This window comes from uncultured Formosa sp., assembly GCF_947500765.1.
Taxonomy (GTDB): domain Bacteria; phylum Bacteroidota; class Bacteroidia; order Flavobacteriales; family Flavobacteriaceae; genus Formosa.
This window is the reverse complement of sequence record NZ_CANMTH010000013.1, coordinates 29676-46467: the sequence shown is the minus strand read 5'-3', so window position 1 is coordinate 46467 and position 16792 is coordinate 29676. Positions and strand designations below refer to the sequence as shown.

Here is a 16792-nt window from a genome sequence, read left to right as displayed (position 1 = left end):
ATATTTTACAAAAAAAGGGGATAAAAAAAACACTTCTTTTAAAAAGAAGTGTTTTTAGAAGTGTAAAAGTTATTTTTTTATTATAAAATATGCAATTCTAACATACATTCATTCATGGTTTGATAAGTACGATTTATATCAGCATCTAATCCTACAGAGAATCTTATTAACCCGTTAGACATTCCCATTTCTTTTTGTTCTGCTTCTGGTATTTCTGATGATGTAGAACTTCCTGGTGATGAAAACAGTGTTTTGTAAAAGCCTAAACTCACTGCTAAATATCCTAAATTTTTATGTTGCATGAGTTCCATTAATGCGTTTGCTTTGTCTAGAGATCCAACATCTATGGTTAACATACCACCGAATCCGTATTGAGAATTCATTATGCTTTTGTATAATTTGTGAGATGGGTGAGAAGCTAATCCTGGATATACCGTTTTTAATCCGTTAGCTTCAAATTTTTCAGCTAAATACAATGCGTTTTTACTATGTTGTTCCATACGTATATGAAGTGTTCTCATGTTTTTTAAAACTGAGGCAGATCGCATACTATCCATAGTTGCTCCCAATAACATCGCCGCGCCATTATTAACATCTCTTAATTGGTTAATAAAATCTTGAGTTCCACAAACTACACCTGCAACCGTATCGCTACTACCATTAATAAATTTTGTTAAACTATGAATAACCACATCTGCTCCTAGTTTTGCAGGAGAAATACTTAAAGGAGAAAAGGTATTATCTACAACTAATTGCAAGTTGTGTTTTTTTGCAAGCTTTGCTAAGTTCTTAATATCTGCAATTTCTAATAATGGATTACTTACAGATTCGCAATATATTATTTTTGTATTAGGGGTAATAGCGGCTTCAACACGATCTACTTTTGTAATGTCTACAAAAGTAGTTTCAATATTGAATTTAGGGGTGAAGTTTTTTAAAAAAGCATAAGTGCCACCGTAAATTGTTCTGCTCGATACTATGTGTTCTCCTGCTTTACAGTGTTGTAATATGGTAGATGTAATAGCTCCCATTCCTGAAGCATAAACATTTGCAGTCTCTGTGCCTTCCATAGCTGCTAAGGCTTCGCTTAAATTTAAATTTGAAGGAGAAGCATGGCGAGAATATAGATAACAACCATCAGTATTTCCTTCAAAAGTATCGAACATGGTTTTTGCCGACATAAATGTATAGGTAGATGAGTCTGAAATGGAAGGGTTTACGCCTCCAAATTCTCCAAAATGTTGTACGTCTTGTATGTTGTTTGCGGGTTTAAAAGCCATTTTATTATTTTGTTTTTTTAGTTTAGTTATTCATTAAAATTGATGAAATTTAGATATATAATCAATACTTGTTGTTTTATTTAGATTTTAAAACTGATTTAAGTTGTTTTAATAGTTTTAAATTTGTTTTGTAAATGAATTTATTCAATTTAATAGAAAATTTTTCAATATGACTTTTGACACTATCGACAAACAACTCATTCAGCTTTTACAAACAGACAGTAAGCAAACTAATAAAGCATTGTCTACAAAATTAAATTTATCAGTTACTGCCGTATACGAGCGGATTAAGAAACTAGAAAATCAAGGTGTTATTAGTCGTTATGTGGCAATGGTTAACAAAGCAGAGGTACAAAAATCGTTTGTAGCATTTTGTCATATTAAATTAGTAAAACATAGTCAGGATTATGTGTTTCAGTTCGAAAAAGAAGTAGCAAATTTAAACGAGGTTATGGAGTGTTATCATATTAGTGGCGATTACGATTATCTACTAAAAGTATTAGTGAAAGATATGGAAGCCTTTAGGGAATTTATGGTAAATAAGCTTACTACAATAAATCATATAGGAAGCACTCATAGTATGTTTGTGATTAATGAAGTAAAGCATAGTACTGTAGTTACTGTTTAAGTGTAAGTAGTGTGAAAACATTTAAAATGTAGGTCTATTTTGGTGTTATATATTTTAATATTTTATTAAGAATTTTAATTTTAAAACATGTTTGAAATATATTATTTTAGTTTTTGAATCAAAAAACATGTTAATTAAATAATTAAGGTATGAAAAAAGTTTTATTTTTTACAGGATTGTTATTCTTAGGTTTAAGTGCTAAAGCGAGGACAATTAATCCGGTTCTTGTAAATGTTGGGGATGTTGTTACTATAGGTGCTCCGAGTAATTTTGAATATTCGTCAATTAAGTTTCCACGAAAAAACTTTATTATGAAACGTGGCGGGATTGTGAATCACAAAAGTTTGGCAGGAGTAAAGGTTGAAGTTGTAAGAGTAGAAAAAAGACGTGATGGTTCTAGAGAAGCCATTATAAAAAGAGCCGATGGACGTAAGTTTTTTAATGTACTGCCAACAGTTATAATTGAGCTTGAACATGCAGTAGATACAAAAGAGTTATTGTTACATACTAATTCTGTTTTTGTGATTTAATGTAGCCAAAATTATAAAATAAAAAACCCCCTACTTTTAATAAAAGTGGGGGGAATATGTTGGAATAAGATGATTATTTAATCATGCTGTAACTACGTTTTATGAAGTTAGTAAGTTCTTCTCCTTTTAATAAACCTTGAGATAAACGTGCTAAATCTAAACTTTGAGTAATTAAACGTTTTTGGTCCTCTTCAGCTTCAGTGTTTAATATTTCTGAAACTAAAGGTGCATTTGTGTTTACAACTAAATTGTACATCTCTGGCATACTACCAAACATGTTCATTCCGCCACCTCCAGTTTGTTGCATCTCTTTCATACGACGCATAAATTCTGGTTGCGTAATAATAAAAGGTGTTGCATCACTATCTGATGCTTCTAGTTGAACTGTAAATTTATCTGCAGGAATTGCTGCTTTTAAAACGTCTTCTAATTTCTTTTTCTCGTCGTCGCTTAATTTAGAAATTTCGGTATCATCTTTCTTAATTAAATTATTTACGTGATCTGCATCAACTCTAGAGAATGTTATATTTTCTTTAGAACCTTCTAATTTTTGCATTAAATGGGATACTATAGGAGAGTCTAATAAAAGCACTTCGTAACCTTTAGCTTTTGCATCTTGAATGTAACTGTGTTGGGCGTCTTTATCTGAGGCATATAAAATAACAAGCTTACCATCTTTGTCGGTTTGCGCGTCTTTTATTTTTTCAGTTAACTCTTCGTATGTAAAATATGTTCCGTCTACAGTTGGATAAAGTGCAAATGCTTCAGCTTTTTCAAAGAATTTATCTTCAGAAAGCATACCGTATTCAATAACAATTTTAATATCGTTCCATTTTGCTTCAAAGTCTTCACGATTAGCATTGAATAACGATTTTAATTTATCTGCTACTTTTCTAGTAATGTAAGATGAAATTTTCTTAACAGCACCATCTGCTTGTAAGTAGCTACGAGATACGTTTAATGGAATATCTGGAGAATCTATTACACCACGAAGCATGGTTAAGAATTCTGGTACAATACCTTCTACATTATCTGTAACATAAACTTGGTTTTGGTACAACTGAATTTTATCTTTTTGCACACCCATATCATTCGTCATCTTAGGGAAATATAAAATTCCTGTAAGATTAAATGGATAATCTACATTTAAGTGGATGTGGAATAAAGGTTCTTCGAATTGCATTGGGTACAACTCACGGTAGAAATTCTGGTAATCTTCAGTTTCTAAATCGGCTGGTTGTTTTGTCCAAGCTGGATTCGGGTTGTTTATAATATTATCGACAGTAATTTTACGTTGTGGTTCTTTTGTTTCTTTACCGTCTTTATCTGTAATAGTTGCAGGTTCATGCTCTGGGTCGTTAACCTCTTTAGTTCCAAATTTAATTGGCACTGGCATAAACTTGTTATATTTTGAAAGTAAACCACTAATACGACCTTCTTCTAAAAATTCAGTTGAATCTTCAGCAATATGAAGAATAATTTCTGTTCCGCGTTCTGTTTTGTCTGCAGGTTCTAAAGTGAATTCAGGAGATCCGTCGCAAGTCCAATGTGCAGCAGGTTCGTCTTTAAACGATTTTGTAATGATTTCAACTTTATCGGCTACCATAAAAGCGGAGTAGAAACCTAAACCAAAATGACCAATAATTCCAGAATCTTTAGCAGAGTCTTTGTATTTGTCTAAAAATTCTTCGGCTCCAGAAAAAGCAACTTGGTTAATGTATTTTTCTACTTCTTCTGCAGTCATTCCTAAACCTTGATCGATAATGTGAAGTTTTTTACCTTCTTTATCAATCTTAACTTCAAGTTTTGGATTGCCATATTCTACCGCTGCTTCACCAATACTTGTAAGGTGTTTCAACTTTAGGGTTGCATCTGTTCCGTTACTAATTAATTCACGTAAAAATATTTCGTGATCGCTATATAGGAACTTTTTAATTAATGGAAAGATATTTTCTACCGAAACATTAATACTTCCTTTTGTCATAATATGTATGTTTTAAATTGATTTAATTCTTATACATGGTAGTCAAAAAAAATACCAAGTATATAAAAGTGACAATTTGACATTGATAAATGAAAAAATGCCATTCGTGTTGGATGGCATTTTTAGAGTATTTAAAAAATATTTTAGAAGAAACTTAATCTACTGTTTCCGTTTTTTCTTTGTTTTTCACATGTTCTTCTAACCATTGGTCTTCTTCCCAAAGCATATGTAAAATAGATTCTTTAGCAGAATATCCATGACTCTCACGAGGTAACATGACTAATCTTACAGGAGCACCTAATCCTTTTAAGGCGTTAAAATAACGTTCACTTTGTAAAGGGTATGTTCCAGAATTGTTATCAGCTTCACCATGAATAAGTAATAGTGGTGTTTTCATTTTATCGGCATGCATAAAAGGTGACATGCTGTTGTAAATTTCTGGTGCTTCCCAGTAGTTGCGTTCTTCACTTTGAAAACCAAAAGGGGTTAATGTTCTGTTGTAAGCTCCAGAACGGGCAATACCAGCAGCAAATAAATTAGAGTGTGCTAATAAATTAGCGGTCATAAATGCACCATAACTATGGCCTCCAACAGCAACACGGTCGCGGTCTATGTATCCCAGATTGTCTACAGCATCTATAGCTGCTTTAGCATTTGCAACTAACTGTTCTCTAAACGTGTCGTTAGGTTGTTCGTTTCCTTCTCCTATAATAGGGAAAGCTGCATCGTCTAAAACCACAAATCCTCTAGTGACCCAGAATACTGGAGAGCCATAACTTGGGTATGTAAATTCATTAGAGCTAGACGTACTTTGTGCTGCACTGTTTTTATCTTTGTATTCACGCGGATACGCCCACATAAGCATAGGATACTTTTTTCCAGCCTCATAATCTGTTGGTAAATATAAAACACCAGATAAATCTAAACCGTCTGCACGTTTGTATGAAATAACTTCTTTCTTAACATTCTGAATACTTTTAAATGGGTTTTCAAATTGCGTTAATGGTGTTAAACCATTTCGTTTTTTTATATTTCTAATATAATAGTTTGGGTATTCGTTTTTAGATTCTATTCTAACAACGTATTCTCCAGTTTTTGTGTTTAAAGCTGAAGAAATACTCTCCATCTTATCTGTTAATCTAGATTGGTATAAACGTTTTGTTTTTTTTGTGCTTAAATTTAGTTCGTCTACAAACGGAAATTTTCCAGCATCGCTATATCCATCTCCAATTAAATAAGCAACGTTTTTATTTAAATCTAAAACGTACTCATTAAAATCGTTTTTAGTGTAAACAAATTGTCCGGGATCGCTATATAGATCTTGGTAATTGCGGTCAAATAATACTTTAGCGTCTTTATTAGGATTAGACGGGTCGAATACATATGTTCTTGTGTTACGCGTATTCCACCAATTATCGTAAGCGATAGCCGTATTGTCGTTACCCCAAGTAATACCTCTAAAACGATCTATAGTTTTTAATACAGAAGTGATTTTTCCGTTAAAAGGCGCATCTTGTTGAAAGACTTCATCACGAAAAGGAACTTCTACAGCAGGATCTCCACCGTCTAAAGCTTCTGCCCAGTATAGTGTTGCAGGCTTGTCGCTACGCCAGTCGAAATCTCTTTTTCCTGTACGTTCTGCCATAAAACCTTTTGGTAAATCTTCTATTAAAGGCACTTGTAAAACAGACTTTACTAAATCTCCATTAGACGCGTAAACAATAGATTCTGATGGAAACCTATTATAAGGTACCAAATAAGAAAACGGTTTACTAATTGTAGTTATCATTACATAATTACCATCTGGAGAAAATGAAATACCACGATACATGTTCGTTTCCTTCCATAAGGTCGCTTTTCCGTCTAATGTAATTTTGTATAGTTCTGATTGTGATAATTGTTCAAAATTATGTTCGTCATTCTTATTTTTTAATAAATCTTGGTACGTTCTATTTTGAGCTTTTACACCAGCTTCACTTACAGAAACTGTAGGACCTGTAGGTATGGCTTCACTTGTGTTAATTAATGCTTTACGGTTTTTAGGAAGCACTTTTACTAAAACAGCTTCGCTATCTTTAAACCAAGTTACAGGATTTCCCATGTTGGCATTTAGGTTAGCTTCGCTTATTTTTTTAGCCGAAGTATTTTTAATGTCTAATAACCATAATTCAACTCCGGTACTAAGCGTTTTAGTAAAGGTCATGTACTTTTGGTTTGGAGACCAAGAGAAATTTGCGTAACGACCATCTGTAGGTAAACCTGTAACGGTTATTGGAGTGCCATCTTTTTTGGTACTTAATTTAATATCTGTATAATAACGCGTACGACTACCAATATTGGTTACTGGGTTAATACGTAAACCTCCTAAGCGTAATTCGGTTTCAGAAAGTTCTTCAATAGTTTTGTACTTGCTTCTGTACAATAATACAATGTGTTCTCCCTTATTGTCTATTCTAATACTAGGAGCAAGAGGTGCTTCGGCTAACTCTAAAATGTTTTTGTGTGGCTTCTGGTATGTTAAGTTTTCTTGAGCATAACCTGTTATTACAAAACAGAGCAGGAAAAGAGTAAAAAAATGTTTCATGGGCAATTAAATATTTTTTAGAATGTGTTTAAGTTGATGAAGTTAGTAAAAAAAAACTTTATGGTTGCAGTCTAGGTCTGTATTTACAGTTGTTATGCAAGCATAGTAATTGGAAATAGGTTTAGAATATTTTTACATTTTAAATGATTAAATTGCAACTTATAAAAGTTGATATATGTACAATTCTAAAATTATAGGTCTTGGATATTATGTTCCAGACAATGTAGTAACCAACGATGATTTGTCTAAATTAATGGACACTAATGATGCTTGGATTCAAGAACGCACAGGTATTAAAGAACGTAGATGGGTTAAACCTGGTTCTGAAGATACAACATCTGTTATGGGAGTGAAAGCAGCGAAGGTTGCTATTGAGCGTGCTGGTATAGATAAAAACGATATTGATCTAATTGTATTTGCAACACTAAGTCCAGATTTTTATTTCCCTGGTCCAGGCGTGTTAGTACAAAAAGCTTTAGGTATAAAAACAGTTGGAGCTATAGATATTCGTAACCAATGTTCTGGGTTTATTTATGCACTTTCTGTAGCCGATCAGTTTATTAAAACAGGAATGTATAAGCATGTTTTGGTTATTGGTAGTGAAATTCATTCTAAAGGTTTAGATATCTCTACAAGAGGAAGAGGTGTTTCTGTGATTTTTGGAGATGGTGCAGGAGCAGCTATTTTAAGTAGAAGTGAAGATAATTCTAAAGGAATTTTATCAACTCATTTACATTCTGAAGGCGAACATGCAGAAGAATTAGCTTTAATAGCTCCGGCCATGGGAACACGTTGGGTAAGTGATATTTTAAAAGATAATGATCCTGAAGATGAAAGTTATTTCCCGCATATGAATGGGCAATTTGTATTTAAGAATGCAGTAGTGCGTTTTAGTGAAGTGATTATGGAAGGTTTAATGGCTAATAATTTAGATAAAGATGCTATTGATATGTTAATTCCGCATCAAGCCAACTTAAGGATATCTCAATTTATTCAGAAGAAATTTGGTTTAACAGACGATAAAGTGTTTAATAATATCATGAAATATGGTAACACAACAGCGGCATCTATTCCTATAGCTTTAACTGAAGCTTGGGAGCAAGGAAAAATTAAAGAAGGAGATACTGTTGTTTTAGCTGCTTTTGGTAGTGGTTTTACATGGGGTAGTGCAATTATTAAATGGTAAACATTTAAATATATAAATAAAAAGCCGAAATATAAGTTTCGGCTTTCTTGATTTTTAGCTATTAATCAATTCTATGAGTTCATACAATTTGCGAATAATAATTTTGATAAGAAGACTAATTCAAAAAGTAAAATGATAATTCGTTAAATGTAATTACTTAAAGGTAACGAAAAAAAAGAGTGTCTATTGTTTTGATAATCAGTAATTTTGAAAAATTTAACACTATTAACACAATATTTAGAAAACAAAATGAAAATAGCTTCTAATCTCTTGCTTCTTTTTTAGATTTCCTTAAACTAACGCTCAGATTTTTTATATCTATATTTTGTAATGTTTTAAAGTATTAGAGTTAATTTTAAAATTGATTGCTATATTAGAAAGACTATAATTTTGTGTTATTGTTACATGAATTTTAAAATATTATCTTCAATAAAAAAAATATGAATAAAAAAACATTAGTAATTGGAGCATCTTTAAAGGAAGAACGGTATTCTAATAGAGCAATAAAACGATTAGTTGTAGCTAAGCACGATACAGTTGCTTTCGGATTAAGATCTGGAGAGGTTTCGGGAGTGACTATCGATACCGATTTAAAAGCATATACAGACATAGATACAATTACGCTATATTTAAATCCGAAGCGGCAAGAGCAGTATTACAATTATATAATTGGCTTACATCCTAAACGTGTTATTTTTAATCCTGGGACAGAAAATCCTGAATTTTACGAACTTTTAAAGGAAAACGGAATCGATTTTGAAATTGCGTGTACTTTAGTTTTGTTGTCTACGAATCAATACTAATCCTAAAAAGGTTAAAAATCCATTTAATATCAGAATAAAAAATCCAAATTCAAAGCCAAACCATTTTAAACTGTTTACACTAATTATATAAGACAAGATAGGAGACAAGATTGCAATTGCGGGTACAAGTTTGTCTTTTATATGCCATGTTGTAAATAATCCAAAGCTATATAATCCTAATAAAGGACCATAGGTGTAACCTGCAAATACAAATAATTTAGCAATTACACTTTCGTCTTTTATTACATATTTAAACATAATAATAACAAATATTAAAAGTATAGAAATAAGGACGTGAATGTGCCTTCTAATCTTAATCTGTTTAGCTTCATCGTATTTCTTTTCTATATCTAAAATATCTATACTAAACGAGGTCGTTAAAGAGGTTAATGCACTATCAGCACTACTGTATGCAGCGGCAATTAATCCGAGTAAGAAAAATATAAAAACACCAGTTCCTAAATGGTGCTTTGCTAAAATTGGAAATAAATCGTCTTTGTGTGCATCTATACCATTTTGTTGGGCGTAAACAGTAAGCAGTAACCCTAGGCTTAAGATCACAAAATTAGTAATGGTTAATACAATGGTAAACCAAAACATGTTTTTTTGTGCGTCTTTTAGCGACTTACAGGTTAGGTTTTTTTGCATCATATCTTGGTCTAAACCAGTCATAACTATGGCTATAAAGGCACCGGATATAAATTGTTTCCAAAAATAATTTGCTGTTTTTACATCATCAAAAAAGAATATTTTAGATAAATCACTGTCTAATACAAAATTTAATGTTGTTTTTCCGCCTAGATTAAGATCGGCACTTACTGAATATATAGCAACACCAATGGCTACAAGCATAAAAAGGGTTTGGAGTGTGTCTGTCCAAACAATAGTTTTTATACCAGATTTAAAAGTATATAGCCATATTAATAATACGGTAATTGTTACAGTTTGCCAAAATTGAATGCCTAAATCGTCAAACAGTATAATTTGTAATACGTTAGCTACTAAAAATAATCTAAAACTAGCGCCTACTATTCTGGAAATTAAAAAGAATGAAGCCCCTGTTTTGTAGGAATAGTTTCCAAAACGTTCTTCTAAATAGGTGTAAATAGATGTTAAGTTAAGCTTGTAATATAACGGAAGTAATACTGTACCTATAACAACATACCCTACTATATAACCAAAAACAACTTGCATATAACTAAATTGAGATGCTTCAATCCAGCCAGGAACAGAAATAAAAGTAACTCCAGAAAGCGAAGCTCCAATCATACCAAAAGCAACAACATACCAAGGTGATTGTTTGTTTCCTTTAAAGAAAGCATTGTTATCTGTTTTTTTTCCAGTTAAATAAGATATTAAAATAAGCACGCCAAAATAGGCAGCAATAAGTAGAATGATTTGAGTTGCGTTCATAAAATAGTTTTCGCAGACCAAAATACAAATTACAATGCGATAATAAATAAATCTTAAAACTAAAATTGTAAATTAGTCGCATGGAATTTTCTTCAAAATTATTAGAAAAGGCAGTAAACGAAATGTCTCAGTTGCCAGGTATTGGTAAACGTACGGCTTTACGTCTGGTTTTGCATTTGTTGCGCCAACCAGAAACACAAACGGTAAACTTGGCCCAAGCCTTATTGAATATGCGTACCGAGATTAAATTTTGTAAGTCATGCAATAATATTAGTGATAATGAGTTATGTGAAATATGTTCTAACCCAAGAAGACAGGAAGGTCTTATTTGTGTGGTAGAAGATATTCGCGATGTTATGGCTATTGAAAATACGAGTTCGTATAAAGGATTATATCACGTATTAGGTGGGAAAATTTCGCCAATGGATGGCATTGGACCTCACGATTTAAATATTACACCTTTGGTTAATAAGGTGAAAGCAGGTCGTGTTAAAGAACTTATTTTTGCGTTAAGCCCAACAATGGAAGGTGATACTACCAATTTTTATATTTTTAAACAAATTCAAGATCTCGATGTTGTTATGTCTACAATAGCACGTGGAATTTCTGTTGGAGATGAGTTAGAATATGCAGATGAAGTGACATTAGGACGAAGTATATTAAATCGAATTCCGTTCGAAGGATCACTAAAATCTTAAGCCGATTTGAAGTTTTCTATTATTATATTAAATTATAATGTGCGTTATTTCTTGGAGCTCTGCCTAAAAAGTGTGGTAGAGGCTACCTCTAAGATTGATGTAGAAATTATTGTTGTAGATAATCATTCTGCAGATGATAGTTGTAATATGGTTAAAACATTATTCCCACAAGTAAAACTCATAGAAAATAAAACTAATTTCGGATTTTCAAAAGGAAATAATATAGGTGTTGCAGAAGCTAAGGGGGAGTACATTTGTGTTTTAAATCCAGATACAGTTGTTGCCGAAGATACTTTTGAAAAGGTTCTAGAATTTGCAGAATCAAAATCTAATTTAGGAATTATTGGTTGTAAATTAATAGATGGTTCAGGAAAATTTCTGCCAGAAAGTAAACGAAATGTGCCAACTCCAGAAGTTGCCTTAAAAAAGATTTTGGGAGATACAACACTTTATTATGCTAATCATTTAGAAGAAAATAGTATTAGTAGAGTAGAGGTTTTAGTTGGTGCTTTTATGGTTATGAAACGCGACGTTTATCATAGTGTAGAAGGATTTGATGAGGACTATTTTATGTATGGAGAAGATGTTGATATATCTTATAAAATATTAAAAAAAGGGTTCGATAATTATTATTATGGGGGCACAACGGTTATTCACTTTAAAGGCGAATGCACATTTAAAGATCGTAAATATGCGAAACGATTTAACGGTTCCATGCAAATTTTTTATAAGAAACATTTTAAAAAAAGCATTGTCTTCGAAGCATTAATTTGGGGGGGAATTAAAGGCCTTACTTTTTTAAATTTACAACCTTCAGTTAAAAAACAAAAAGTTGAAAGTGTAGTTCTAATATCTAATTCTGAACTAAAATCTTTGGAATCTGCTTTAAATTTTAAAACAGAATTAAAGCATGAAATGGATTCTGTAAGCGATTTTCAGCAAATCATTCTCGATAATAACATGCTGACGTTTAAGGAGATTATCTCTATAATGCAATCATATCAATATAATAATACAATAACCTATCGCATTCTTCCTCAAGGCAGTAATTTTGTACTTGGTAGCGATAATAAGGTGTCAAGAGGAATTGTTATTCATTTTTAGTACCTTTGCAAAACATTTCCGTTGTGAAAAAGTAATAATAATTTATTGCATGTTTTTAGGCTATAAACGCCTTTATGTATTAATTTCGCAATTTTAACTTTTAAAAAAGCTTTATATTATTAATATGACAAAATTTGAACTGAAATTACCTAAAATGGGAGAGAGTGTTGCTGAGGCAACAATAACTTCATGGTTAAAGGAAGTTGGAGAAACTATAGAGGCTGATGAGGCTGTATTAGAGATCGCAACAGATAAAGTTGATAGCGAGGTCCCGAGTGAAGTTGAAGGTGTTTTATTAGAGAAATTATTTAATGTTGATGATGTAGTGCAGGTAGGGCAGACTATTGCAATAATTGAAATTTCAGGAAACGGAGAAGTTGCATCTGCAGAATCAAGTGTGGTTGAAGAAATAACTCCTGAGCCAGAAGCCGTAGAAGCTTTAGAAAAATCTTTTGCAGAAGCTAAAGATGCAGTCGCACCACAAACCGTAGTTTCTAGCGACGATCGCTTTTATTCTCCATTAGTAAAAAACATAGCAAAAGCTGAAGGTATCGATCAGTCAGAATTAGATGCTATTCAAGGAACAGGACTTGAAGGTCGTGTTACAAAAACCGATATTCTTAATTATTTAGATAACAGAGGTTCTAAAGCTGTTTCATCTGCAGTAAATAATATTCAGCCACAAATTACAACTCCTAAAGTTGAAGCTGTAAAAAAAGCAGCTCCAGTAATTGCTTCTGGTGAGGACGAAATTATTGAGATGTCTAGAATGGGTAAATTAGTTGCCAATCACATGGTAGATTCTGTTAATACCTCTGTACATGTACAAAGTTTTATAGAAGCAGATGTAACCAACATCTGGAATTGGAGAAAGAAAGTTAAAGATAGTTTTTATAAGCGTGAAGGTGAAAACTTAACGTTTACTCCAATTTTTATGGAAGCTATAGCCAAATCTTTACGCGATTTTCCAATGATGAATATTTCATTTCAAGATGGAAAAGTTATTAAAAAGAAAAATATTAATTTAGGTATGGCAGCAGCCTTGCCAGATGGTAATTTAATCGTGCCTGTTATAAAAAATGCAGATCAATTAAATTTAGTTGGTATGACTAAACAAGTAAATGATTTAGCAAAACGTGCAAGAGAAAATAAATTAAAACCAGACGATATTCAAGGAGGAACATATACGGTAACAAACATAGGTAGTTTTGGGACGCTTATGGGGACCCCAATAATTAATCAGCCACAAGTTGGTATTTTAGCTTTAGGTGCCATTAGAAAAGTTCCTGCGGTTATTGAAACTCCAGAAGGCGATTTTATAGGTATTCGTTACAGAATGTTTTTATCTCACTCTTACGATCACCGTGTGGTTAATGGAGCGCTTGGAGGCATGTTTGTAAAAGCGGTTAAAGATTATTTAGAAGCTTGGGATGTGAACCAAGATATTTAAAAATAAAAAGTCTTAAAAAATTAAGCCCATCTGAAATCAGTTGGGTTTTTTTGTTCTACAAAAATAACATTTACTAAATTTACATTTTAATAAACTATATTTTAATGAATCTCAATCTTAAAAAACCAATCTGTTTTTTCGATCTAGAAACAACAGGAATAAATATATCAAAAGATAGAATCGTAGAAATTGCGATTTTAAAAGTATTTCCTGATGGCAAGGAAGAATCTAAAACATGGTTGGTAAATCCAGAAATGCCAATCCCACAGGAAGTAACCGAAATTCATGGTATTTCTGATGCAGATGTAGCCAATGCGCCAACATTTAAAGTGTTAGCTAAGGAAATTTATGGAATGATTAAAGATTCCGATTTAGGAGGTTTTAATTCTAATCGTTTCGATATTCCTCTTTTAGCAGAAGAAATGCTTCGTGCAGATGTCGATTTTGATATGAAAAGTACTCTGGCGGTCGATGTGCAAACTATTTTTCATAAAATGGAACAACGTACTCTAGTTGCTGCATATAAGTTTTATTGTGGAAAAGACTTAGAAAATGCGCATAGTGCCGCAGCAGATACTTTAGCGACCTACGAAGTGTTAAAAGCTCAGGTTGAAAGATATGATGAGTTAGAAAATAACACAAAATTTTTGTCTGAATTTAGTAGCAGAAAACAATTTGCAGATTTCGCAGGATTCTTAGTTTTTAATAAAGAAGGAGAAGAGTGTTTTGCTTTTGGTAAACATAAAAATAAACGTGTTTTAGATGTCTTAAGCGACGAGCCTGGTTATTTTGGATGGATCTTAAATGCAGATTTTCCGTTGTACACTAAAAAGGTGTTAACAGCAATTAAATTAAGAAATTTTAATAATAAATTGAGCTAATTTTATCGCGCATGAAACTAATTTGTATAGGAAGAAATTATACCGAACATATAGAAGAGTTAGAGAATGAAAAGCCAGCAGATCCGGTTGTGTTTTTAAAACCAGACACAGCAATTCTATTAAAAAAGCAACCTTTTTTTATTCCAGATTTCTCTAATGATGTTCATTATGAGGTTGAGGTTTTAGTTAAAATCAATAAAGTAGGGAAGTACATAGATAAGAAATTTGCGCATAAGTATTACGACGAAATTGGTTTAGGAATCGATTTTACAGCACGTGATTTACAGTCAAAATTAAAAGAAAAAGGACTACCTTGGGAAAAAGCCAAAGCCTTTGATGGCGCTGCAGTTATTGGAAAGTGGATGCCTAAAAGTGAAGTTTCAGATGTAAATCAGTTAAATTTTTCATTAAAAAAGAACGAAAACACGGTCCAAAATGGAAATACGAGTCACATGCTCTGGAAAATCGATGAGTTGATAGAATGTGTTTCAAAATATTTCACTTTAAAGATAGGAGATGTTATCTTTACGGGAACACCTGCTGGAGTAGGACCTGTCTCTCCAAACGATGTATTAAAAGGATTCATAGAAGACAAGGAAATGTTTTCAATAACGGTAAAATAAAATGGAACAACATTATAAATTATATAGAGTTAGAGAATTAGCAGATAATGATGAAGAGTTTGTTCGCGCTTTAGCTTTAACCTTTTTAGAAGAGGTTCCAGAAGATCTTAAAGTTTTAAAAAAAGCGGTAACAGAAAAAGATTATTATAACACTTACCAAATGGCTCATAAATTGAAGCCAACCATAGATTTGTTTGAACTTGGTGTTTTAGATGATGTGATTGTAGTACAAGATTGGGGGAAGTTTGAGCAAAAGGATATAGATATTACACCTACTTTTGATAATGTAATTGTTGCCATCGAATCAGCTCTTACAGAAATTAAATTAGATTTCGATATTTCATAATGCAAGCAGAAATAATAACTATTGGAGATGAAATTCTCATAGGTCAAATTATAGATACAAACTCCGCTTATATTGCACAAGCACTGAATAAAATAGGAGTTTCAGTATATCAAATCACCTCAATACAAGATGATAAAACTCATATTCTTAAAGCCTTAAAAGAAGCTGAAGGGAATGCAGATATTGTTATAATTACTGGGGGGTTAGGACCAACAAAAGACGATATCACAAAGCATACATTAGCCGAATATTTTAATGATACACTAGTGTTGAATCAAGATGTTTTAAAGCATGTTGAACATATTTTTGCTAGATTTTCTTCCAATCCGATTTCGCAATTAAACATTAATCAGGCTTTAGTGCCTTCAATGGCAACGGTTTTACATAACGAATATGGAACGGCTCCAGGCATGTGGATAGAGTCTAATTCTACTGTTTTTGTTTCGCTTCCGGGTGTACCCTTCGAAATGAAAGAATTAATAGATTCTAATGTTATTCCGCGTATTCAAAAAAAATATAAATGTCCGTTTATCATGCATAAAACCTACCTGACTTATGGTTTAGGCGAAAGTGCATTGGCTGAACGTATTGAAGCTTGGGAAGATGCGCTTCCAAAAAATATTAAGTTAGCTTATCTTCCAAATTTAGGTAAAGTTCGATTAAGATTGTCAGCTAAAAGTTTTGATAAAGAGGCTATTGTGTCTGAAATGGATAAACAAGAAAAATTGCTTATGCCTCAGATTAAAGATATCTTTATGGGAATTGAAGGTTTTGAGGATACTTTAGAAGAGCAAATAGGGAAAACGCTCACCATTTTAGGACAGTCCGTAGCTACAGCAGAGAGTTGTACGGGCGGACGAATAGCAGAACAATTTACTTCGCATGCAGGAGCATCAGAATATTTTAAAGGAAGTGTTGTAAGTTATGCCACACAAGCTAAAATAGATGTTTTAAATATCCCTGAAGCACTTATCTTAGAGCATTCGGTAGTAAGTTCGGCTGTAGCAGAAGCTATGGCAACACAGGCCTTAAAAATGTTTAAAAGTGATTATGCAATTGCAACAACGGGTAATGCAGGACCAAGTAAAGCGACAGATAAAGAAGAATTGGGAACCGTTTTTATAGCAATTGCTTCAAAAACAGGTGTATATTCCGAAAAATTTAATCTAGGAGACTTAAGAATTAAGGTGGTTAATAAGGCGGTGGACAAGGCTTTAGCGATGCTTCAAAAAGAAATTTTAAAAAATAGATCATAATTAAGTTGTTATAAGGTAAAGAATTA

General features: G+C 32.4%; 15 protein-coding genes. 11 read left to right on the top strand and 4 right to left on the bottom strand.

Annotation, left to right across the window (positions count from 1 at the left end; all coding sequences use genetic code 11):
• Positions 1 to 80: 80 nt before the first annotated feature.
• Positions 81 to 1280: an aminotransferase class I/II-fold pyridoxal phosphate-dependent enzyme gene (locus Q1B05_RS16890; protein WP_299782310.1), complete on the bottom strand. Its 1200-nt coding sequence runs from the start codon at positions 1278 to 1280 to the stop codon at positions 81 to 83.
• Positions 1281 to 1449: 169 nt separating this feature from the next.
• On the opposite strand from Q1B05_RS16890, the gene Q1B05_RS16885 reads away from it, so the two are divergent.
• Together Q1B05_RS16885 and Q1B05_RS16880 are read left to right on the top strand one after the other, a co-directional pair.
• Positions 1450 to 1908, top strand: a complete 459-nt coding sequence (locus Q1B05_RS16885; protein WP_299782308.1) for an Lrp/AsnC family transcriptional regulator — start codon at positions 1450 to 1452, stop codon at positions 1906 to 1908.
• A gap of 149 nt (positions 1909 to 2057) precedes the next feature.
• Positions 2058 to 2438, top strand: coding sequence for a hypothetical protein (locus Q1B05_RS16880; protein WP_299782306.1), 381 nt, complete (start codon positions 2058 to 2060; stop codon positions 2436 to 2438).
• Positions 2439 to 2511: 73 nt separating this feature from the next.
• Here Q1B05_RS16880 and htpG read toward each other — a convergent pair whose 3' ends face one another.
• On the bottom strand, positions 2512 to 4422 hold the full coding sequence (htpG, locus tag Q1B05_RS16875; protein WP_299782304.1) for a molecular chaperone HtpG: 1911 nt from the start codon (positions 4420 to 4422) through the stop codon (positions 2512 to 2514).
• Positions 4423 to 4576: 154 nt separating this feature from the next.
• A complete protein-coding gene (locus tag Q1B05_RS16870) occupies positions 4577 to 7006 on the bottom strand; it encodes a prolyl oligopeptidase family serine peptidase (protein WP_299782302.1) in 2430 nt (809 codons plus the stop codon).
• A gap of 175 nt (positions 7007 to 7181) precedes the next feature.
• Between Q1B05_RS16870 and Q1B05_RS16865 the strand changes: the two genes are divergently transcribed.
• Together Q1B05_RS16865 and Q1B05_RS16860 are read left to right on the top strand one after the other, a co-directional pair.
• Positions 7182 to 8192: a 3-oxoacyl-ACP synthase III family protein gene (locus Q1B05_RS16865; RefSeq protein ID WP_299782300.1), complete on the top strand. Its 1011-nt coding sequence runs from the start codon at positions 7182 to 7184 to the stop codon at positions 8190 to 8192.
• 440 nt (positions 8193 to 8632) lie between these two features.
• Positions 8633 to 8995, top strand: coding sequence for a CoA-binding protein (locus Q1B05_RS16860; RefSeq protein ID WP_299782298.1), 363 nt, complete (start codon positions 8633 to 8635; stop codon positions 8993 to 8995).
• Here Q1B05_RS16860 and Q1B05_RS16855 read toward each other — a convergent pair.
• A complete protein-coding gene (locus tag Q1B05_RS16855) occupies positions 8966 to 10408 on the bottom strand; it encodes a sodium:solute symporter (protein WP_299782296.1) in 1443 nt (480 codons plus the stop codon). The genes Q1B05_RS16860 and Q1B05_RS16855 overlap by 30 nt on opposite strands.
• 80 nt (positions 10409 to 10488) lie before the next feature.
• On the opposite strand from Q1B05_RS16855, the gene recR reads away from it, so the two are divergent.
• The 7 genes from recR (at position 10489) to Q1B05_RS16820 (ending at position 16766) form a co-directional block, all read left to right on the top strand.
• A complete protein-coding gene (gene recR / locus Q1B05_RS16850) occupies positions 10489 to 11106 on the top strand; it encodes a recombination mediator RecR (RefSeq protein WP_299782294.1) in 618 nt (205 codons plus the stop codon).
• Between the two features lie 6 nt (positions 11107 to 11112).
• Entirely contained in the window at positions 11113 to 12210 is a 1098-nt protein-coding gene (locus Q1B05_RS16845; protein ID WP_299782292.1) for a glycosyltransferase, read from the top strand.
• Between the two features lie 124 nt (positions 12211 to 12334).
• Entirely contained in the window at positions 12335 to 13660 is a 1326-nt protein-coding gene (locus Q1B05_RS16840) for a dihydrolipoamide acetyltransferase family protein (protein WP_299782290.1), read from the top strand.
• Positions 13661 to 13764: 104 nt separating this feature from the next.
• Positions 13765 to 14541, top strand: coding sequence for a 3'-5' exonuclease (locus Q1B05_RS16835; protein WP_299782288.1), 777 nt, complete (start codon positions 13765 to 13767; stop codon positions 14539 to 14541).
• 11 nt (positions 14542 to 14552) lie between these two features.
• Positions 14553 to 15164 carry a fumarylacetoacetate hydrolase family protein gene (locus Q1B05_RS16830; protein ID WP_299782286.1) on the top strand — a complete coding sequence of 204 codons (612 nt, stop codon included), beginning with the start codon at positions 14553 to 14555 and terminating at the stop codon, positions 15162 to 15164.
• Position 15165: 1 nt separating this feature from the next.
• Positions 15166 to 15510 (top strand): Hpt domain-containing protein, encoded by a 345-nt coding sequence (locus Q1B05_RS16825; RefSeq protein WP_299782284.1) that lies wholly within the window; start codon positions 15166 to 15168, stop codon positions 15508 to 15510.
• The gene (locus tag Q1B05_RS16820; protein WP_299782282.1) at positions 15510 to 16766 is read left to right on the top strand and encodes a CinA family nicotinamide mononucleotide deamidase-related protein; all 1257 of its coding nucleotides are present in this window, start codon (positions 15510 to 15512) and stop codon (positions 16764 to 16766) included. Before Q1B05_RS16825 ends, Q1B05_RS16820 begins: the two co-directional genes overlap by 1 nt.
• Positions 16767 to 16792 lie beyond the last annotated feature (26 nt).